We start from the raw sequence: 19,594 nt of genomic DNA, 5'->3' as shown, positions 1-19,594 counted from the left end.
CTCGTGATGTCCGTCGTGGCGAATGTCCGGCGATGGATGGCCGCCTCGGCGAATATCTCGGCTCTCGCGGACAACTAGACTGTTCGAGTGACTGAATCCGTCGACGTCGTCCTCATCGGCGGTGGCATCATGAGCGCCACCCTGGGAACCCTGCTGCGTGAACTGCAGCCCGACTGGAAGGTCGTGGCCTTCGAGCGGCTGAGCGACGTCGCGGAGGAGAGCTCGAACGCGTGGAACAACGCGGGCACGGGCCACGCGGCGCTGTGCGAGCTGAACTACATGCCCGAGGGCAAGGACGGCACGCTGGATCCGGCGAAGGCGATCGGCATCAACGAGCAGTTCCAGCTCAGCCGTCAGCTGTGGTCGACGCTGGTCGACCGCGGTGTGCTCGACGCGCCCACGACCTTCATCAACTCCACGCCGCACATGACGTTCGTGCGCGGGCAGAAGGATGTCGACTACCTGCGTCACCGCTACGAGGTCCTGAAGGAGCAGCCGCTTTTCGCGGGGATCGAGTTCAGCGAGGACTCCCGCGTCATCAACCAGTGGGCGCCCCTGCTCATGGAGCAGCGCCGTAAGGGCGAGCCGTTCGCCGCGACTCGGGTGCCGAGCGGCACCGATGTCGACTTCGGATCCCTCACCCGCCAGCTCTTCGACCACCTCACCGAGGACGATCGCTTCACGCTGCTGCGCAACCATGAGGTCCGCAAGCTCAAGCAGCGCAAGGACGGCACCTGGGACGTCCGCTACCGCAACGTCGTCGGGCACACCCCGGGCTCGGTCAATGCGCGCTTCGTGTTCGTCGGGGCCGGCGGCTGGGCGCTCAAGCTGCTGCAGGGATCCGGGATCTCCGAGATCAAGGGCTACGGCTGCTTCCCGATCGGCGGCCAGTGGCTGAAGACGTCGAATCCGGCCATCGTCGCCAAGCATCAGGCCAAGGTCTACTCGCAGGCTCCCGTCGGCGCACCGCCGATGTCGGTGCCGCACCTCGACACCCGCGTCGTCGACGGCGAGACGAGCCTCCTGTTCGGTCCGTTCGCCACGTTCAGCCCGAAGTTCCTGAAGCAGGGCGGAATGCTGGACATCGTCACCCAGGTGCGTCCGCACAACCTGGGCAGCATGCTCAAGGTCGCGTTCACGAACTTCGACCTCATCAAGTACCTGGTCAGCGAGCTGCTGAAGACGCACCGCAAGAAGGTCGACACACTGCGGGAATTCATGCCCACCGCGCAGGACGGCGACTGGGAGCTGCTCCAGGCCGGTCAGCGCGCGCAGGTCATGAAGGGCGGCAAGCTGCAGTTCGGCACCGAGGTCGTCGCGGCCGCCGACGGCACGATCGCGGGCCTGCTCGGGGCCTCCCCGGGAGCGTCCACCGCGGTGCCGGTCATGCTGGACGTGCTGCAGCGCTGCTTCCCGGAGCAGTACGGCGAGTGGGAGCCGAAGCTGCAGGAGCTGATCCCGACCCTCGGCGAGAAGCTCAACGACTCCGCCGCCGACGCGCGCGCATCGATGGGTGCCACCGCGAAGACGCTCGACCTGACGGCCTGATCCGACGCCGTGGCCAAGCTGTACTTCCGCTACGGGGCGATGAACTCCGGCAAGTCCACGGCGCTGCTGCAAGCCGCGTACAACTATGAGGAGCGCGGCCAGCACGTGCTGCTGGCCAAGCCCGCGATCGACACCAAGGGCGCTTCGCAGGTGGAGAGCCGCCTCGGCATGACCCGTGAGGTCGACTTCCTGATCGGGGCGGGGGAGGGTGCGCGAGCGCTGTTCCATCGCGAGCGCGACCGTGTCCGGCGTGCCGGCAACGACGTCGCCTGCCTGCTCGTGGACGAGGCGCAGTTCCTGGATCCGGCGCAGGTCGACGACCTGTTCCGCATCTCGGTCGAGGATGACATCCCGGTGCTCGCGTACGGCATCCGCAACGACTTCCTCACTCATGCCTTCCCAGGATCCGGACGCCTGCTCGCGATCGCGCACACGCTCGAGGAGCTCAAGACGATCTGCCGTTGCGGTCGCAAGGCCGTGTTCAACGGACGCCGGATCGGGGACCGCTTCGTGTTCGACGGCGACCAGGTCGCGATCGACGGCGCGGGCGATGAGCTCGTCACCACCTACGAGTCGCTCTGCGGTCACTGCTACCTGCAGGAGTCCGGCGGCCGCCTGGGCTGACCTTCTCCCTTCGAGTCGTCCCCCTCAGCACGGTCCATGGCCCGTGCTGAGGGGGACGACTCGAAGGGAGAAGGGTGGTTGCGTGGTCTGACCACACGCCCTAAGCTGTGGTCTGACCACAGGAGGACCGATGCCCGACCGCAGCGACACGCCCGCGCGCACCTGGCGCACGGTGCTGCAGCACGTCGAACAGCGACTCCTGGATGGCGAGCTCGGCCCCGGTGACAGACTGCCCAGCGAGCGCGATCTCGCGGCCGGGCTCGGGGTGGGGCGCTCCAGCGTGCGCGAGGCGATCCGCGTGCTCGAGGTGATGGGGCTCATCCGCACCTCGACCGGATCCGGCCCGCAGGCGGGGGCGATCGTCATCGCCGCTCCCGGAGGGGGTCTTTCCGCGCTGCTGCGTCTCCAGGTCGCCGCGCAGAGTTTCCCGATCGCCGACGTCGTCGGAACCCGCCTCATCCTGGAACAGGCCGTCGTCACAGCTCTCGCCGGGGGAGAGGGCGATACGGCGGAGGCCCATCGGCTCCTCGACGCGATGGACGCCGACCTGGATGCCGCCGACTTCCTCGCCCTTGACGCGCAGCTGCACCTCACGCTGGCCGAGGCGAGCGGCAACACCGTAGTCTCGGCGATGATGACGGGCCTGCGCGACAGCATCGAATCGTACGTCCGCACCGGATCCGCCGGAATCGATGATTGGACGGACATGACGGCGCGGCTCCGCGCCGAGCATCGCGACATCGTCCGTGCGATCGATGAGGGCCGCGCCGCCGCGGCGGCGGCGCTCGTGCGCGACCACATCACCGGCTACTACGCCGCGACCGGCTTGGCCGGCGCGGCCGACACGAACCCTTGATCGGAAGGATCCTCCATGGTGCAGCGCCAGCTCCCCAACCCCGCCGAGATCTTCGAGCTGATGAGTTTCAAGAAGCCCGAACTCGACGGCACGAAGCGCCGCCTTGAGGGGGCGCTGACGATCTCGGATCTGCGCACGATCGCGAAGCGTCGCACGCCCAAGGCCGCCTTCGACTACACCGACGGTGCGGCCGAGGGCGAGCTGTCGCTGGCACGCGCCCGGCAGGCGTTCGAGGATGTGGAGTTCCATCCGGGGATCCTCGCCCCGGCCCTCGAGCTGGACATGTCCACGACGATCCTGGGCGCTCCGAGCGCGCTGCCCTTCGGGATCGCGCCGACGGGGTTCACCCGCCTCATGCAGACGGAGGGCGAGGTCGCCGGTGCGGGCGCCGCGGCGGCCGCCGGGATCCCCTTCACGCTGTCCACGCTCGGCACCACTTCGATCGAGGACGTCAGGAAGACCACCCTTCGACAGGCTCAGGGACCGGTTCCGGCGAGGAACTGGTTCCAGCTGTACGTGATGCGCGACCGCGAGATCTCCTACGGCCTCACCCGCCGCGCCGCCGAGGCCGGGTTCGACACACTGATGTTCACGGTCGACACTCCGGTCGCGGGCGCGCGCCTGCGGGACAAGCGCAACGGGTTCTCGATTCCGCCGCAGCTCACCCTCGGAACCATCATCAACGCGATCCCGCGGCCGTGGTGGTGGATCGACTTCCTGACCACCCCCAAGCTCGAGTTCGCGTCGCTGTCGACAACCGGGGGCACCGTCGGAGAGTTGCTCGATGCGGCGATGGATCCCACGATCGGCTATGACGATCTTGAGGTGATCCGCGGCATCTGGCCCGGCAAGCTCATCGTGAAGGGTGTGCAGACGGTCGAGGACGCGATGCGGCTGAAGGACACCCACGGCGTGGACGGCGTGGTGCTCTCCAACCACGGCGGCCGCCAGCTCGACCGGGCGCCGATCCCGTTCCACCTGCTGCCGCAGGTGCGTAAAGCCGTGGGTGAGGACTTCACGGTCATGGTCGACACCGGCATCATGAACGGCGCCGACATCGTCGCCGCGGTCGCCCTCGGTGCGGACTTCACACTCATCGGGCGTGCCTATCTGTACGGCCTCATGGCCGGCGGACGCCGCGGTGTGGACCGTACGATCGCGATCCTGCGCACCGAGATCGAACGCACGATGCGCCTGCTCGGGGTTTCATCGCTGGCCGAACTGGAACCGCGTCACGTCACCCAGCTCACCCGCATGGTGCCGGTGGCGTCGAGCGCCGCCGAGGTCGCGACGCGATGACCTCCGATGCCTCGGGCCGGGTCGACGTCGAGGACCGGCGCATCGACGGTCCGCATGGAGCGATCCCGGTGCGGGTGTATCACCCGTCCGTGCCCGCGGGGCCAGGGCTGGTCTGGCTGCACGGTGGCGGCTTCTCCGGGGGCGACCTGGACATGCCGGAGGCGGACTGGGTCTCACGCTCCTTCGCGGAGCGCGGCATCGCGGTCGTCTCCGTGGACTACCGACTGGCGCCGCCGCGTCTCGGTGGGGTCGCGCGTGCCGGGCTGAGCGGCGCGCACCACCCGGTGCCCGTGGACGATGTCGTGGCGGCCTTCGCCTGGGCGGGGGAGTCCGGGGTCGCCGGCGGACCGTGGGCGCTCGGCGGCACCAGCGCCGGCGGCAACCTCGCGGCCTCCGCCACGCTGCGGCTGTCCGGGTGGGCCGGTACCGCGATGCCGGCCCTGGCCGTGCTGGCGTATCCGACGCTCCTGGCGGTGCAGCCTGCGTCGGATCAGGCGTTACGTGCTGCGCTGGACGCGGATCCCGACGCCGACGTGTTCGGTCCGGACTCCGTACGCACGATGTACGAGAACTACCTCGGGGGCCCGGTGAGCCAGGCGACGCCGTCGGCGGCCCCCGGCCTCGCGAGCATCGCCGAGGTGGCGGGCTACCCGCCCGTGATCATGATCAACGCCGAGGTCGACGAGCTCCGCGTGTCGGGGGAGCTCTTCGCCCGCACGCTCGAGGCCGCGGGGATTCCGGTCGAGGTCACGACCGAACCCGGCACGACCCACGGCTACCTCAACCGCCCCGAAGAGGCCGCGGCGACAGCCTCGATCGAGCGCTATGCCGCGCGGATCCGCGCGCTCGCGCGAGACGTCGACTGAGGCGTCAGAGCGCCTGTCGGGCGACGGGATCAGCGTCCAGCACGGGCAGCAGGGCGTCGAGGTGGTCCGCAGTGTCCTCCCAGCCCTCCACGGCGACGCAGGGCACACCGAGGGCCTTGACGGGGTAGTCGTTGCCGCCCTCGTCGAGGCGGTCGCCGTAGAAGAGCATGTCTGTGAAGGGGATGCCGGTTCGTTCGGCGAGCTCGGTCATTCCGTAGGCCTTGTCGATGCCGGCGCGCGTGATGTCGATCGACGTGGATCCACCGGAGCGGACCTCGAGGTCGGGCACGCGGGGGGCGACGGCGTCGCGGAGGGAGGCGCGCCGCGATCCGTCGGGGTCCCAGGCCTTCTTCGCGTCGTGGGGGGCCTTCTGACCGAGGGCAGAGAAGGTGATCTGCGAGCCGCGGTCTTCGAGGATGGGGCCCCAGGTCTCGCTCTCCCAGAGTCCGAGGCGGTGCGCCTCTTCTTCGAGGGCGGCGAGAGCGGCGGTCTTCTGCTGGTCGCTGAGGTCGCGTGCGTAGACGAGGGTGAAGTCGGATCCGTCGTGACGGAGGTAGCGGGTGCCGCAGGTGGGCAGCAGGTGGATACGCTGCAGGAGCCGGTCGTCGGCGGCGCCGAGCCGGGAAACGACCTGGGTACGGAACTGCTCCTCGTTGCCGCCGGAGATGATCGCCACCTCGACCCGGTGCGCGAGGGCGAGAAGCAGGTCAGCGATGCGGGGATCGATCGCGCTCTTGGAGGGTGCGAGGGTGTCATCGAGGTCGAAGGCGACCAGGCGGGGCGTCGTCATAGCAGTTCCAGCGTAGAGGATGCGGATGAGAGAGAGCCCGGGGACCCTGTGCCTGGAACGAGTGAGGGACCGATCCAATGGATCGGTCCCTCACCGATTGTGTCGGGGTGACAGGATTTGAACCTGCGGCCTCTTCGTCCCGAACGAAGCGCGCTACCAAGCTGCGCCACACCCCGTGGCAACCGTTCAAGTCTATACGGCGAGCGCGCCAGGGGCGAATCGAGGTGGAACCCGCGCGTGGCGCGTTCGGGTCAGCCCCGGGGTAGCAGCGTCAGCAGCGTGGCCTCGGGGCGGCAGGCGAAGCGGATCGGCGCGTAGATCGAGTGCCCGCAGCCGGCGCTCACGTTCAGCGGCACTGCGCGTCCGGCGTGCGTCCAGGTGCTGAGCCCCTTCGCCTGCTTCAGCGGAATGTCGCAGTTGGCCACGATCGCGCCGAAACCGGGGACGCAGACCTGGCCGCCGTGCGTGTGGCCGCCCAGGATCGCGTCGGCGCCGAGATCGGTGAACGAGTTAAGCACGCGCTGGTACGGTGCGTGCGTGACGCCCAGGACGGGCACGTCGGCCGGGCGAGGTCCCAGCGCGTCGATCGCGGCAGGCAGCGCATCGAGTTCGTCCCAGTCGCGGTGCGCGTCGTCGACGCCGAACAGATCCACGCGCTCGCCGGCCACGGTCAGTGACGTCGCAGCATTGTTCAGATCGTGCCAGCCCAGTTCGTCTGTGAAGAACGCATCCATGGCTGGTGTGTCGAGTTTCGGCGCCGTAGCGACGCGTGCCGACGGGCCCATGAAATAGCGGAAGGGGTTGCGCGGCGACGGCGCGTGGACGTCGTTCGAGCCGTGCACGAAGACGCCCGGCGTTCCGGCGAACGGGGCGAACGCCGCGCGGACGCCTTCGAGTCCGCGCTCATGACCGAGGTTGTCGCCGGTGTTCACGACGAGGTCGGGGCGCAGTTCCGCCAGCGAAGCGATCCAGCGCTGCTTACGGTGCTGCCACGGCGCCATGTGGGCGTCGGACACGTGCAGGATCCGCAGCGGGCGCGATCCTGCGGGCAGCGATCGCGCGGTCGCGTGGCGCAGCGTGAAGAGGTAGCGCTCGACGCCGATGCCCCAGGTGGCGGCCGCGACACCGGCGGCCCCCACCGCACCGAGTGCGATGAGGGCCGAACGGGTGGTGCGAGAGGTCGTCATCCTCAGCAGTTCTTCTTCACGTAGTTGAGCGTGACGGAGGAGCCCTTCGGAGCCGCTGTCCCTGCGGCGGGGTTCGTCGCGGACACGGTGCCGGAATCGTCGCCGTTACCCGGGGTGCAGGTGCCCTTCGCCGCCTGGAAGCCCGCGGCCTTCAGCGCGTTGGCCGCGTCGCCCATTGTCATGCCGACCACGTTCGGCACCGTGGCACCCTGGCCATTGCTCGGCGAGATCGTGATCGTGCTGCCCGTGACGACCTGACCGGGACCCGGATCCTGCTGGGCGACTTGATCCGTCGGCAGGTTGCTCTGCACGGCGGTGCCGACGGAGACGGAGAATCCGGCGCCCTGGAGCGTCTGCGTCGCCTGGTCGACGGTCATCCCGACCACGCTCGGCAGGTTCGTGTACGACTGCTTGAGCTGGCTCTGCACCGGGTCCGGGAACGCCCCGCCGGGGAACAGGCTGTCGGCCGCGCTGAGGATCGCCCTGCTCAGCGGATAGCGGATGTTCGGCACGCCGATGTCCTGAGTGGAGAAGTCGTTGATGTTCACGTCGCCGCTGGCCTGACCGACCCAGACTCCGGTGGTGGAGGTCGTGGAGGAGGACATGAGCATCGTCTGCGCGTTGTTGTGCGAACCGGTCTTGCCGATCAGCGGGGTTCCGTCGAAGGGGTTCGCCTGGGAGCCCGTACCGCCGCTGTTCATCACGCCCTGAAGGGCGTACGCCGCTCCGGCGGCGATCTCCGGCTTGATGACCTCGGTGCACGTGGTCGGCGCGAGCGGGATGTCGGCGCCGTCGGGACCCGTGATCTTCTCGATCGCGTGCGGATCGCAGCGGGTGCCGTTGTTCGCGATCGCCGCGTAGACCGCGGCCATGTCCAGAGGCGCGATGTTCTTCGAGCCGAGGACGTCGAACGGCGCCGGCGCGGACGCCAGGATGTTCCCCTCATCATCGGTGACGTTCTCGCGGTTGTTGACCGGCACCATCTTGCCCTTGTACTCGGTGCCGAGGTGCACGCCCATGCGGGCGGCGAGATCGTTGATGTCGCAGAGGTCCAGCTTCGAGGCCATGCCCAGGAATCCGCTGTTCAGCGACAGCCTGGTGAACTCCATCGGCGTTCCGGTGAACCCGCGCTGGTTCTGGAAGTTGCCGATCTCGCCGGTGTCCGCCGTCATCGTGCTGGTGCCGCACTTGAACGTCATCCGCTTGAGGTTGCCGTCCACGGACTCGCGCAGGGAGTGGCCCTTCTCGAGCCAGTCGAGGAGAGTGAACACCTTGTACGTCGATCCGACGGAGAAGCCGATACCGCCGCCGTGCGCCTGGTCGGCGGCATACACGATGCCGGTCTGCCCGGGGGGCGCGTCCTGCGACTCGTTGAAGACGGTGTTCTGCGCGAGCGCGAGGATCTTGCCCGTCTTGGGGTCCAGGTTCACGGCTGCTGCCCCGAAGTCCATGCCGTCGATGGTGGGCGTGGTGTAGTCGTGCATCGCCTGCACGGCGGCGCCCTGCATCGGCGCGGACAGGGTCGTGTAGACGTTCAGGCCACCGCGGAGCAGCTTGTCCGAGCGGTCCTTCTGCGGTCCGAGTGCGGAGTCGAGCGACGAGTCGCCCTCGAGCGTCGCCTGCACGTACTTGCAGAAGTAGGCGTTGTCGCCGGCGTCGGCGCAACCCGACGAGGGCGTCTTGATGGCCGGGGTGATCGGCTGCGCCTTGTCGGCCTCGTACTCCGCCTTGGTGATCTTTCCGAGCACCTCCATGCGGCTGAGGACGTAGTTCCGGCGCACGAGAGTGTCGTGGTAACCGTCTGCCTGCGAGTTCTTGCAGTTCTTGCCGTCCTTGTCGCAGTCGTACGTGCCACCGGGCATGTCGATACGGAAGGCGTTCGGGTTCTGCACCATGCCGACGAGCGTCGCGGCCTGCACTGCGTTGAGCTGCGAGGCGGAGACGCTGAAGTAGCGCTGCGCCGCGGCCTCGATGCCGTACGTGGTGCCGCCGAAGTTCACCAGGTTCAGGTAGCCGATGAGGATGTCGTTCTTGGAATACTGCTTCTCGATCGCCGTGGCGTAGCGGATCTCCTGCAGTTTGCGGGCGATGCCCTTGGAGCCGACGGCGGAGGCCGCGTCGACCCAGCACTGCTGGAGCTTGTCGTCACGCTTCTCGTCGGAGAGGGGAACGCCCTTCTCGCACTCCTGCAGCAGAACGTTCTTCACGTACTGCTGGCTGATGGACGACCCGCCGTTGGTGGCGGATCCGCTCACGTTGCCGACGACGGCCTTGATGGTTCCGGCGATGTCGATCCCGCCGTGCGAGTAGAAGTTCTTGTCCTCGCTCGCCAGCAGCGCGTCGTACAGCACTGGAGCGACCTGGTTGTAGGTCACCGGAACGCGGTTCTGGTCGTAGAACCGCGCCATGACCTGGTCGTTGCCGGCGGCGTCCTTGGAGTAGATCGTCGTCGGCTGCATCGGACGGTCGACCTTCAGATTGGAGGGCAGGCCTTCGAACATGTCGATCGACTGGGCGGCGGCAGCTCCGGTGACGGCGAACACCGGAGTGACAGTGGCCGTGACGAGCACACCGGCGACGACGCTGAGGCCGACAAGGCCGGCCAGGCCGCTGAGCACACCGGTGAGCGTGCGTTTGGTCTGAGGCATACGCTTGATCGTAGGGGAGTTCCCTGAACGCAAACTTTGACGCGCCCGAGCGCGTCCGTCCCTCCGGGAGAGCCATGACCACGTGGGAATACCTCACCACACCGCTGCTGATCCACAACACCGCCGCCATCCTGAACAACTGGGGCAAGCAGGGCTGGGAGCTGGTGCAGGTCGTCACCGGGCCCGAGGGCGGGCTCGTCGCGTACCTCAAGCGCCCGGTCGGCGGCGACAGCGCCGCCAACACCGGCCTTTCCGCGGCCGCGGAGGCCGCGCGCCAGTTCGAAGGAGAATCTGCATGACCATCAGCGCCCGCCTCGCCGAGCTCGGCATCGAGCTGCCGTCCGTCGCCGCCCCTGTGGCCGCCTACGTGCCCGCCCGGGTGCATGCCGGACTCGTGTACACCTCCGGTCAGCTGCCGTTCGTGGCCGGATCCCTCCCCACGACGGGCAAGGTCGGCGCGGAGGTCCCGGCGGATGACGCCAAGGGGCTCGCCCGCGTGTGCGCGCTGAACGCGATCGCCGCGGCCGCCGATGCGGCCGGCGGCGTGGACCGCCTCGGCGGAGTGCTGCGCGTGGGCGGTTTCGTTGCCTCGGACCCGTCGTTCTCGGGCCAGCCCGGCGTGATCAACGGCGCGAGCGAGGTGCTGGGTGAGGTCTTCGGCGACGCCGGCAAGCACGTCCGTGCCGCCGTCGGCGTGTCGGTGCTGCCGCGGCCCCTTCTGCTGTCGTGGGGACCGGATCCGCTACTTCACTTGTGCCGAGATGGTCGACATCACCATCGTGTCGGCGAGGGTGGTCGTGTCGCCGACCTCACGGCCCTCCGCCACATCGCGCAGCAGGCGGCGCATGATCTTGCCGGAGCGGGTCTTGGGCAGCTCTCCGACGATGTAGACGTCACGCGGACGGGCGATCGGGCCGATCTGCTCGCCGACCCAGCCGCGCAGCAGCTGCGCGAGGCCCTCGGGGGAGTGCGCCTTGAGGTAGCTCTCCTTGATGATGACGAACGCGACGACCGCCTGACCCGTGGTCTCATCGGAGGCGCCGACCACGGCGGCCTCGGCGGTCGCCTCATGTGCCACGAGGGCGGACTCGATCTCGGCGGTGGAGAGGCGGTGGCCGGACACGTTCATCACGTCGTCGACGCGGCCGAGCAGCCACAGGTCGCCGTCGTCGTCGAAGCGTGCGCCGTCACCCGCGAAGTAGTAGCCCTGCTTCTCGAACTTCTCCCAGTACGTCTCCTTGAACCGCTCCGGGTCGCCCCAGATGCCGCGCAGCATGCTCGGCCACGGCTCGGTGATCGCCAGCAGCCCGCCGCCGCCGATGCCCACCGTGGCGCCGTCGTCGTCGACCACGTCGATCGAGATGCCGGGCACCGCCACCTGCGCCGAGCCCGGCTTGGTCGCCGTGATGCCGGGGAGCGGGGAGACCATAATCGCGCCGGTCTCGGTCTGCCACCAGGTGTCCACGATCGGCGTGCGGCTGCCGCCGATGACGTCGCGGTACCAGATCCAGGCTTCGGGGTTGATCGGTTCGCCGACGGATCCGAGCAGGCGCAGGGAGGTCAGATCGTACTGGTTGGGGATCTCGCGGCCCAGCTTCATGAACGAGCGGATCGCGGTGGGAGCCGTGTAAAGAGTGGTGACGCCGTACTTCTGGATGATGTCCCACCAGCGTCCCTGCTGCGGGGTCTCCGGCGTGCCCTCGTACATGACCTGCGTGGCGCCGTTGGCGAGCGGCCCGTACGCCACGTACGAGTGTCCGGTGACCCAACCGATGTCGGCGGTGCACCAGTAGACGTCGGTCTCGGGCTTCAGGTCGAAGACGACGCGGTGCGTGTACGACGCCTGCGTGAGGTAGCCGCCGGAGGTGTGCAGGATGCCCTTGGGCTTCCCGGTGGTACCGGAGGTGTAGAGGATGAACAGCGGGTTCTCGGCGGGGAACGCCTGCGCGTCGTGCGCGTTCGAGGCTGCGCCCACCACGTCGTGGTACCAGAGGTCGCGCTCGTCGTCCCAGTCGATCTCGTTCCCGCAGCGCTTCACCACGAGCACGTGCTCGACGGTGTTCTGCTCGCCGTAGCCCCGGTCGGCGAGCGCCTGGTCGACCGTCGGCTTGAGCGCGGACGCCTTGCCCTTGCGGTAGCCGCCGTCGGCGGTGATCACGAGCTTCGCGCCGGCGTCGTCGATGCGCGAGCGCAGGCTGTCGGCGCTGAAGCCGCCGAAGACGACGGAGTGGATCGCGCCGATGCGCGCGACGGCGAGCATCGAGGCCACGGCCTCGGGGATCATCGGCAGGTAGATGGCGACGCGGTCGCCGTGGCCGACGCCGAGCCCTTCGAGCACGTTCGCCAGGCGCTTGACCTCGTCGGTCAGCTCGGCATAGGTGATCCGGCGCTCATCGCCGGGCTCGCCCTCCCAGAGCAGGGCGACGCGGTCGCCGTTCCCGGCCTCGACGTGCCGGTCGAGGCAGTTGTATGCGACGTTGAGCTCGCCGTCCGCGAACCACTTCGCGAAAGGAGGCGCGGACCAGTCCAGCACCTCGGTGAACGGCGTGTGCCAGTGCAGCTCGCGGGCCTGCTTCGCCCAGAACGCCTCGCGATCGGTGGCCGCCTCGGTGTAGATCTCCGGCTGCGCGACGGCCGCCGCGGCGAACTCGGGGGAGGGCGGGAAGACGCGGGTCTCGTCGAAGACGTGATCGATCTGGCTGCTCATGATGAGAGGGCGCTCCTTTGCGGCGGGGGGCATCGCGGCGTGAGCCGGGACATCGGCGAATCTAGCCGTGCCCAGAGTCTCTCACTACCGACGGAAGTCGGTACTCGGATCCGTTTTGTACAGTTCCTTTTCAGACGTACACTGTCCGACGGCCGATCAATCGAATCCGGCTTCCTGCGGCTCCGACGGTTCCCCCCACCGCCGGCCGCAGTCGGGCGGCATCCCATTCCCCCCGTGGGATGCCGCCCACCTCTCTTCTCCCCGCGGCGTGCGCCACGGCCTCCGCGTCGCACTTCTGCAGGACGATCGCGTCTCCGGAGGAGGATCCGGCCGGATCCGTCCTGCGGAATGGCATTTCTCCTGTCGACCCACGGGGCGCGACCGCCGGCGTCGCAGGCCGCCGCTCGCTCCGCACAGACCGGCCGGACCGCAGGTTGTGCACGGGTTGCGCGAACCCCGTCCTGCGCTGGGACGTGGATCCCTAGCGTCGGGACATGGCCTCGCCCTTCGTGATCGTCCCGCGCGGATCCGCTGCCGCCGCCGAGCGGCTGGAACTGGATCCGGCATTCGGCGAGCTGGCCGTGCACGCCGCAGATCCGCAGGTGACGGATCTGTTCCTGAACGGTGCCGGCGGCCTCTTCCTCGATCGCGGCGCCGGCGCCGAGCCGGTGCCCGGATGGACCGCGTCGGAGCGCGAGGTGCGCGAGCTCGCCGTGCGGCTGGTGGCGCTCGGCGGCCGGCACCTCGACGATCAGGCGCCCTGCGTGGACGTGCGGCTCGCCTCGGGCGTCCGCGTGCATGCCGTGCTCGCGCCGGTGTCGACCAGCGGAACCGCGGTCTCGGTGCGGATCCCGCGGGTGCGCGCTGCGGATCTCGACGACCTGGGCCGGCTCGGCGCTGTCGACGCGGCGCAGCGGGCCTGGCTCGAGCGGACGGTGCGCGAGCGGAAGAACGTGCTGATCACAGGAGGCACCGGCACGGGGAAGACCACGATGCTTGCGGCCCTGCTCGCGCACGTGCCGCCGCAGGAGCGGATCGTCACGATCGAGGACGTCGCCGAACTGCGGCCCCGGCATGCGCACCATGTGTCACTCGAGGCCCGGCAGCCGAACCTGGAGGGCGTCGGCGCGATCGGCGTGGCCCGCCTCGTGCGCGAGTCCCTGCGGATGCGGCCGGACCGGCTGATCGTGGGGGAGTGCCGCGGGGAGGAGATCCGAGATCTGCTGACCGCGCTCAACACGGGCCACGACGGCGGCGCGGGCACCCTGCACGCGAGTGGACTCGCCGACGTTCCCGCCCGGCTGGAAGCGCTCGGCGCACTGGCGGGGATGGATCCGCCCGCGCTCGCACGTCAGGCCGTGAGCGCGTTCGCCTTTGTGCTGCATCTGGTGCGCGCCACGGGCGGGGTGCGCCGGCTCGCGCAGGTGGGCGTGCTGCGGCTGGAGGGCGAGCACCTGGGCATCGAGGAGGTGCAGCCGTGGTGAGGCGCGTGAAGCGGTGGCCCGGAGCTGGCGGGCGTGTTCGGTCGGGGCATCGGCGTCTGCGAGGTGGAGGCGAACGCAGCGAGGCCGAGGTCGCGGAGGTCGTGCGCACACTGGCCGTGCTGCTGCAGGCGGGCGCGGCGCCGCTGACAGCCTGGCGGCACCTGGCGGAGAGCGGCTCGGCCGACGCCGTCGACGTGCTCGCCGATGTGGAGCACGGACGTGCGCTGGTCGATGCGATCCGCATCCGGGGCGGGGTGTGGCGCACGGTCGCGGCGGCGTGGGGGATCGCCGCGACCGTGGGCGCACCGCTGGGGGAGGTGCTGCGCGCGATCGCCGCGGCACTCGAGGGTGCCGGTGACATCAGGGCCGAGATCTCGGTTGCGCTCGCGGAACCTGCCGGCACGGCCCGGCTCATGCTGTGGCTGCCGCTGGTCGGCCTGCTACTCGGCACCGCCCTCGGCTTCGACACCGTGACGGTGCTGCTCACGCAGCCGGCCGGATGGGCATGCCTGGCATCCGGGTTGGGGCTGCTGTGGGCCGCGCGCGCATGGACCAGAGCCCTGGTACGGCGGGCCGCCCCGCAACCGGGGGTCCCGGGGATCCGCGCGGAGCTGCTCGTGGTCGCGCTCACGGGCGGAACCGCGATCCCGCGCGCCCGTTCGCTCGTGGAGCAGGAGAGCACGGCGGACGATGACCCTGCGACTGCCGAGGAGGCGATCGAGCGCGTGCTGCGTCTGTCCAGGGCTGCCGGAGTGCCGGCGGTGGAACTGCTGCGGGCCGAGGCGGATCGCGCGAGGCGGGATGCCCGCACCGCCGGTCGCACGGGCGCCGCGCGGCTGAGCTCGCGCCTGCTGCTCCCACTCGGGGCCTGCACGCTGCCGGCGTTCATGCTGCTGGGCGTCGCGCCCCTGATCCTGAGCGTGCTGTCGACGACCCCGCTGCCGTTCAACTGAGCCCGACGGCTCCCGACCTGGTGCCGTCATCCGCAAGAGAAGAGAGAAGGAATACCATGAACCAGATCCATCCCAGGGTCGACGTGACGTCGTCGTCGATCCGGCATGCCGACGCGGCCGCGTCGGCGTCGCCCATCGTCGCCCTGCCGCCGCTCACCCGGCGGCGGGCGGCCCTGCTTTTCGGCGACGAGACCGGCGCCGCCACGGCGGAGTACGCCATCGCGACGATGGCGGCGGTCGCCTTCGCCGGCTTGCTCGTCGTGATCATGCGCAGCGATGAGGTGCGCGGGATCCTGACGGATCTCGTGCGCCGTGCGCTGACGGTGGCATGACGCCACGGAGCCCGTTCGGTCGCCGTCCTGGTCGCGGGCATGCCCCGGCCGGGGCTGCGCACCGCGATCGGGAGCGCGGGTCCGCGACGGCGGAGCTCGCCGTCGCCCTGCCGATCGTCGTGCTGACGATGCTGCTCGGCGTCGGCGCGCTGGGTGCGGGCATGCGCATGGTGGCGCTGCAGGATGCGGTGGCCGACGCTGCGCGCATCCTCGGGCGAGGGGACGAAGCGGGCGGAGCCGGGGCTGCCGTGGCGCGAGCGGATCCGGCGGCGGGATTCGCGGTGAGCAGATCCGACGACCTGGTGTGCGTCACTGCGTCGGCCGAGACGCGCATCCTCGGCGGAATCGCCGTGCCGATCCATGCGACCGGGTGTGCCCTGGATGGGGGCCGGTGATGGCGGGCTCCGCACTCGCGGTCGGCGGGATCGCCGTGACGGCAGTGCTCGGGCTCGGCGCTGCCATGGTCGGCGGGGCCGGTGCGACATCGCAGCGGATGGCCGCGGCCGCCGACGCCGCAGCATTGGCCGCGGCCGACACGCTCTCGGGAGCGATCCCCGCGGCGGATGACCCCTGCGCCCTCGCCGCCCGGGTCGCGCAGGCGCACCAGGCGGCTCTGCGGGACTGTCGCATCGAGGGCGCTGTGGTCATCGTGCACGTCGCGGCGGCGTACGCTGGATTCCCGGCCGTCGCCGGATCCCGTGCAGGACCACCCGAACTTCCTGCGGGCGACGGATGATCGTGCTGAGTCCCCGACTCCGGTGCGGTGTGTATGGTGTGCTTCGACGAAAGGACGCACCCGTGGCGCAAGGCAAGAAGCTTGTCATCGTCGAGTCCCCGACGAAGATGAGGTCCATTCAGGGCTATCTCGGCGAGGGCTTCGAGGTGCTCAGCTCGGTGGGTCACATCCGTGACCTGGCCGACAAGAAGGACATCCCGGCCGCTGACAAGCAGGCGTACGGCAAGTACTCGATCGATGTCGACCACGACTTCGACCCCTATTACGTGGTCTCGGATCGCAAGACCAAGACCGTCGCCGAGCTGAAGCGCGCACTGAAGACCGCCGACGAGCTCCTGCTCGCCACCGATGAGGACCGCGAGGGCGAGGCCATCGCGTGGCATCTCCTGGAGACGCTGAAGCCCAAGGTGCCGGTCAAGCGCATGGTCTTCCACGAGATCACCAAGGATGCGATCCAGGCCGCGGTCGGCAACACCCGCGAGCTCGACCTCGCGCTCGTCGACGCGCAGGAGACCCGCCGGATCCTGGACCGCCTGTACGGGTGGGACGTCTCGCCGGTGCTCTGGTACAAGGTCAAGTCGGGCCTCTCCGCGGGTCGCGTGCAGTCGGCTGCCACCCGAATGATCGTGGACCGCGAGCGTGAACGCATGGCGTTCGTCTCGGCCGAGTACTGGGATGTGGACGCCACGGCATCCGCGTCGGGCTCGGCCTTCACGGTGCGTCTGGTCCGCCTGGACGGCGGCGCGATCGCCCGCGGCACGGACTTCGACGACAACGGCGCTCTGAAGAGGGCGGTCGTCATCCTCGATGAGAAGGCGGCCGCCGCGCTCGCCGCCGCCGTCGACGCCGTCGGATCCGGCACCGTCACCAAGGTCGAGGCGAAGCCCGGCACTCGCAGCCCGTACGCCCCCTTCACGACCTCCACGCTGCAGCAGGAGGCGGGGCGCAAGCTCTCGATGAGCGCGAAGCAGGCGATGAGTGTCGCCCAGCGTCTCTACGAGAAGGGCTACATCACCTATATGCGCACCGACTCGGTCGCTCTCAGCACCCAGGCGGTGCAGGCGGCCCGGTCGCAGGCGGTCGCGCTCTACGGCGATGCGGCCGTGCCGCTGAAGCCCCGCGTGTACAAGGGCAAGAGCAAGAACGCGCAGGAGGCGCATGAGGCGATCCGGCCGTCGGGCGAGAAGTTCCGCACGCCCGCTTCGGTGGCGTCGCAGCTCGATCGCGAGGAGTCGCGTCTCTACGACCTGATCTGGAAGCGCACGGTCGCCAGCCAGATGTCGGACGCGAAGTACGAGACCACCACGGTGACGATCGCCGTCGATGCCGATGGGCGCACGGCCGAGTTCACCGCGTCCGGCACGGTGTACACCTTCAAGGGATTCCTGGAGGCGTACGAGGAGGGACGCGACGAGAAGCGCCACGCCGCCGATGCCGCGGAGAACCAGTCGCTCCCGGCGGTCGCCGTCGGGGACGTGCTCGGCGTCGCGGAGGCTGAGGCGAAGCCGCACCGCACCACCCCGAAGCCGCGCTACACGGAGGCGTCGCTGGTCAAGGCGCTCGAGGAGCACGGCATCGGGCGCCCGTCGACGTTCGCCAGCATCATCGGCACCGTGATCGACCGCGGCTACGCGACCAAGCGCGGTCAGGCGCTCGTTCCGACGTGGATGGCGTTCAGCGTGGTGCGGCTGCTCGAGCAGCACTTCGCCGATCTCATCGACTACGACTTCACGGCCGCGCTCGAGGACGACCTCGACGCGATCGCCCGCGGCGAGCAGAAGCGCATCGAGTGGCTGCACTCCTTCTACTACGGCAACGACACCCAGGTGGGCCTGCGCCAGGTGGTCGACAACCTGGGTGAGATCGATGCGCGGGCGCTGAACGCGACGCGGATCACCGACACGGCCACGCTCCGGTTCGGCAAGTACGGCCCGTACCTCGAGGTCGCCGACCAGGCGCACCCCGACGCGAAGCCGCGCATCGTCAACGTGCCGGAGGATCTGGCTCCCGACGAGCTGACCGCGGCCAAGGCGCAGGAGCTCATCGACGCTCCCGTCGCGGGCGACCGCGTGCTGGGGGAGAACCCCGACAACGGCAAGGTGATCGTCGTCAAGGACGGCCGATTCGGCCCGTACATCCAGGAGAACGATCCGGTCTCCGACGATGACCAGGTCGATGAGGCGACCGGCGAGGTCGTCGAAGCGCCGAAGCCCAAGCGGGGCGCGAAGAAGGAGGCGGCGCCCAAGCCGCGCACCGCCTCGCTGTTCCGCTCGATGTCGGTCGACACGATCGACCTGGACACGGCGCTGAAGCTCCTCGAGCTGCCGCGCGTGGTGGGCGTGGATCCGGCGACGGAGGAGGAGATCACCGCGCAGAATGGCCGATTCGGGCCGTACCTGAAGAAGGGCGCCGACTCGCGCTCGCTGGAGAGCGAGCAGCAGATCTTCGACATCAGCCTGGACCAGGCGCTGGCGATCTACGCGCAGCCCAAGTACGGCGCCCGGCGCGCATCCAGTGCGCTTGCCGAGTTCGAGGCGGATCCCGTGAGCGGCAAGCCGATCCGGATCCGCGACGGCCGCTTCGGCGCATACGTCACCGACGGCGAGACCAATGTGACGATCCCGCGCGGACAGCAGGTGCAGGACATCACCTTCGAGATCGCCGTGCAGATGCTGGCCGACAAGCGCGCGAAGGGGCCGGCGCCCAAGCGCGGAACCCGGGCGGCCGCTGCGAAGAAGACGACCACGGCGAAGAAGGCCCCCGGCAAGGCGGCAGCGAAGAAGGCTCCGGCACGGAAGGTGGCGGCCAAGACCGACGACGAGAAGGCCGCCGCCCGCTCCGCCGCCGCGAAGAAGGCCGCCGCCACCCGGGCCGCCAACGCGGCGAAGAAGCAGGCCGGCGCGTGAGCGGGGGCCGCGGCCTCTGGATCACCCTCGAGGGCGGCGACGGCTCCGGCAAGACCACGCAGGCGGGGCTCCTGGAGGGCTGGCTGCACGAGCAGGGCTGGAAGACGCTGCGCACGCGCGAGCCCGGCGGTTCCGAGGTCGGCGTGCTGATCCGCGACATCGTGCTGCACCACCGTGGTGACATTGCCCCTCGTGCCGAGGCGCTGCTGTACGCCGCCGACCGCGCCCACCACGTCGCCACCGTCGTGCGCCCCGCGCTCGAGCGCGGGGAGGTCGTGATCCAGGACCGCTACCTGGACTCCTCGGTGGCGTATCAGGGGGCCGGCCGCGTGCTGGACGCGGACCAGGTGCGCGGGCTCTCCTTGTGGGGCGCCGAGGGCGCGCTGCCCGACCTCACCGTGCTGCTCGACCTCGATCCCACTACCGCACGGCGCCGGCTGGATTCAGCGGAGAAGCCGTTCGACCGGCTCGAAGCCGAGCGGGAGGAGTTCCACCAGCGCGTGCGTGCGTCCTTCCTCGCCCTTGCCGAGGCCGAACCGGAGCGCTTCGTCGTCGTCGACGCCGCGCAGGACCCGGACGCGATCGCGGAAGCGGTGCGCGCGCGTGTGGCGACGCTGCTGAACTGAGCCGCGCGCCCTGTGCACAGGGCGCGCGATGT

17 protein-coding genes, 1 tRNA gene and 1 pseudogene are annotated in these 19,594 nt (G+C 69.7%); 14 read left to right on the top strand and 5 right to left on the bottom strand.

What is annotated here, in order from left to right:
* The first annotated feature begins 87 nt into the window (after positions 1 to 87).
* The 5 genes from mqo to AB4078_RS14320 all read left to right on the top strand — a co-directional run bounded on the left by mqo (position 88) and on the right by AB4078_RS14320 (position 5,193).
* Positions 88 to 1,548, top strand: a complete 1,461-nt coding sequence (gene mqo / locus AB4078_RS14340) for a malate dehydrogenase (quinone) (protein ID WP_441977688.1) — start codon at positions 88 to 90, stop codon at positions 1,546 to 1,548.
* A 9-nt stretch (positions 1,549 to 1,557) separates the two neighbouring features.
* Positions 1,558 to 2,172: a thymidine kinase gene (locus AB4078_RS14335; protein ID WP_440733874.1), complete on the top strand. Its 615-nt coding sequence runs from the start codon at positions 1,558 to 1,560 to the stop codon at positions 2,170 to 2,172.
* Between the two features lie 130 nt (positions 2,173 to 2,302).
* Positions 2,303 to 3,028 carry a FadR/GntR family transcriptional regulator gene (locus AB4078_RS14330; protein WP_441977687.1) on the top strand — a complete coding sequence of 242 codons (726 nt, stop codon included), beginning with the start codon at positions 2,303 to 2,305 and terminating at the stop codon, positions 3,026 to 3,028.
* A 15-nt stretch (positions 3,029 to 3,043) separates the two neighbouring features.
* Complete coding sequence (locus AB4078_RS14325; protein WP_441977686.1) at positions 3,044 to 4,327, top strand: alpha-hydroxy acid oxidase; 1,284 nt, start codon at positions 3,044 to 3,046, stop codon at positions 4,325 to 4,327.
* Positions 4,324 to 5,193 carry an alpha/beta hydrolase gene (locus tag AB4078_RS14320; protein ID WP_441977685.1) on the top strand — a complete coding sequence of 290 codons (870 nt, stop codon included), beginning with the start codon at positions 4,324 to 4,326 and terminating at the stop codon, positions 5,191 to 5,193. The genes AB4078_RS14325 and AB4078_RS14320 overlap by 4 nt, the downstream gene beginning before the upstream one ends.
* A 4-nt stretch (positions 5,194 to 5,197) precedes the next feature.
* On the opposite strand, the gene AB4078_RS14315 is transcribed toward AB4078_RS14320, so the two are convergent.
* The 4 genes from AB4078_RS14315 to AB4078_RS14300 form a co-directional block, all read right to left on the bottom strand.
* Positions 5,198 to 5,983: an HAD-IIB family hydrolase gene (locus AB4078_RS14315; RefSeq protein WP_441977684.1), complete on the bottom strand. Its 786-nt coding sequence runs from the start codon at positions 5,981 to 5,983 to the stop codon at positions 5,198 to 5,200.
* A 102-nt stretch (positions 5,984 to 6,085) separates the two neighbouring features.
* Positions 6,086 to 6,159: transfer RNA gene (locus tag AB4078_RS14310), tRNA-Pro, on the bottom strand.
* Positions 6,160 to 6,234: 75 nt separating this feature from the next.
* On the bottom strand, positions 6,235 to 7,170 hold the full coding sequence (locus AB4078_RS14305) for a metallophosphoesterase (RefSeq protein ID WP_441977683.1): 936 nt from the start codon (positions 7,168 to 7,170) through the stop codon (positions 6,235 to 6,237).
* 2 nt (positions 7,171 to 7,172) lie between these two features.
* A complete protein-coding gene (locus AB4078_RS14300; protein WP_441977682.1) occupies positions 7,173 to 9,818 on the bottom strand; it encodes a transglycosylase domain-containing protein in 2,646 nt (881 codons plus the stop codon).
* A gap of 74 nt (positions 9,819 to 9,892) precedes the next feature.
* On the opposite strand from AB4078_RS14300, the gene AB4078_RS14295 reads away from it, so the two are divergent.
* The gene (locus AB4078_RS14295; RefSeq protein ID WP_441977681.1) at positions 9,893 to 10,117 is read left to right on the top strand and encodes a hypothetical protein; all 225 of its coding nucleotides are present in this window, start codon (positions 9,893 to 9,895) and stop codon (positions 10,115 to 10,117) included.
* Positions 10,114 to 10,527, top strand: a pseudogene (locus tag AB4078_RS14290) (RidA family protein); the annotation flags it as partial. The gene AB4078_RS14295 and the pseudogene AB4078_RS14290, both read left to right, overlap by 4 nt.
* Before the next feature lie 33 nt (positions 10,528 to 10,560).
* Here AB4078_RS14290 and acs read toward each other — a convergent pair.
* Positions 10,561 to 12,525, bottom strand: coding sequence for an acetate--CoA ligase (gene acs, locus AB4078_RS14285; protein WP_441977680.1), 1,965 nt, complete (start codon positions 12,523 to 12,525; stop codon positions 10,561 to 10,563).
* A gap of 494 nt (positions 12,526 to 13,019) precedes the next feature.
* Between acs and AB4078_RS14280 the strand changes: the two genes are divergently transcribed.
* From AB4078_RS14280 to tmk, 7 genes are all read left to right on the top strand, one after another.
* A complete protein-coding gene (locus AB4078_RS14280) occupies positions 13,020 to 14,009 on the top strand; it encodes a TadA family conjugal transfer-associated ATPase (protein WP_441977679.1) in 990 nt (329 codons plus the stop codon).
* 101 nt (positions 14,010 to 14,110) lie between these two features.
* On the top strand, positions 14,111 to 14,962 hold the full coding sequence (locus tag AB4078_RS14275; RefSeq protein WP_441977678.1) for a type II secretion system F family protein: 852 nt from the start codon (positions 14,111 to 14,113) through the stop codon (positions 14,960 to 14,962).
* A gap of 134 nt (positions 14,963 to 15,096) precedes the next feature.
* Positions 15,097 to 15,294, top strand: a complete 198-nt coding sequence (locus AB4078_RS14270) for a DUF4244 domain-containing protein (RefSeq protein WP_441977767.1) — start codon at positions 15,097 to 15,099, stop codon at positions 15,292 to 15,294.
* Positions 15,291 to 15,689, top strand: coding sequence for a TadE family protein (locus AB4078_RS14265; RefSeq protein ID WP_441977677.1), 399 nt, complete (start codon positions 15,291 to 15,293; stop codon positions 15,687 to 15,689). Before AB4078_RS14270 ends, AB4078_RS14265 begins: the two co-directional genes overlap by 4 nt.
* Positions 15,689 to 16,030, top strand: coding sequence for a helicase (locus tag AB4078_RS14260; RefSeq protein ID WP_441977676.1), 342 nt, complete (start codon positions 15,689 to 15,691; stop codon positions 16,028 to 16,030). Before AB4078_RS14265 ends, AB4078_RS14260 begins: the two co-directional genes overlap by 1 nt.
* A 62-nt stretch (positions 16,031 to 16,092) precedes the next feature.
* The gene (topA, locus tag AB4078_RS14255; RefSeq protein ID WP_441977675.1) at positions 16,093 to 18,936 is read left to right on the top strand and encodes a type I DNA topoisomerase; all 2,844 of its coding nucleotides are present in this window, start codon (positions 16,093 to 16,095) and stop codon (positions 18,934 to 18,936) included.
* Positions 18,933 to 19,562, top strand: coding sequence for a dTMP kinase (gene tmk, locus AB4078_RS14250; protein ID WP_441977674.1), 630 nt, complete (start codon positions 18,933 to 18,935; stop codon positions 19,560 to 19,562). Before topA ends, tmk begins: the two co-directional genes overlap by 4 nt.
* Positions 19,563 to 19,594 lie beyond the last annotated feature (32 nt).

The sequence above is a fragment of the Microbacterium sp. 2MCAF23 genome, from assembly GCF_052115565.1.
GTDB lineage: Bacteria > Actinomycetota > Actinomycetes > Actinomycetales > Microbacteriaceae > Microbacterium.
Note: the sequence above shows the minus strand (reverse complement) of the source record. Positions and strands in the feature narration are given on the sequence as shown.

Coding starts and splice junctions, on each gene's coding strand:
- AB4078_RS14330 (WP_441977687.1), top strand. CDS start 2,303: ATGCCCGACCGCAGCGACACGCCCGCGCGCACCTGGCGCACGGTGCTG.
- AB4078_RS14325 (WP_441977686.1), top strand. CDS start 3,044: ATGGTGCAGCGCCAGCTCCCCAACCCCGCCGAGATCTTCGAGCTGATG.
- AB4078_RS14320 (WP_441977685.1), top strand. CDS start 4,324: ATGACCTCCGATGCCTCGGGCCGGGTCGACGTCGAGGACCGGCGCATC.
- AB4078_RS14315 (WP_441977684.1), bottom strand. CDS start 5,983: ATGACGACGCCCCGCCTGGTCGCCTTCGACCTCGATGACACCCTCGCA.
- AB4078_RS14305 (WP_441977683.1), bottom strand. CDS start 7,170: ATGACGACCTCTCGCACCACCCGTTCGGCCCTCATCGCACTCGGTGCG.
- AB4078_RS14300 (WP_441977682.1), bottom strand. CDS start 9,818: ATGCCTCAGACCAAACGCACGCTCACCGGTGTGCTCAGCGGCCTGGCC.
- AB4078_RS14295 (WP_441977681.1), top strand. CDS start 9,893: ATGACCACGTGGGAATACCTCACCACACCGCTGCTGATCCACAACACC.
- acs (WP_441977680.1), bottom strand. CDS start 12,525: ATGAGCAGCCAGATCGATCACGTCTTCGACGAGACCCGCGTCTTCCCG.
- AB4078_RS14280 (WP_441977679.1), top strand. CDS start 13,020: ATGGCCTCGCCCTTCGTGATCGTCCCGCGCGGATCCGCTGCCGCCGCC.
- AB4078_RS14265 (WP_441977677.1), top strand. CDS start 15,291: ATGACGCCACGGAGCCCGTTCGGTCGCCGTCCTGGTCGCGGGCATGCC.
- AB4078_RS14260 (WP_441977676.1), top strand. CDS start 15,689: ATGGCGGGCTCCGCACTCGCGGTCGGCGGGATCGCCGTGACGGCAGTG.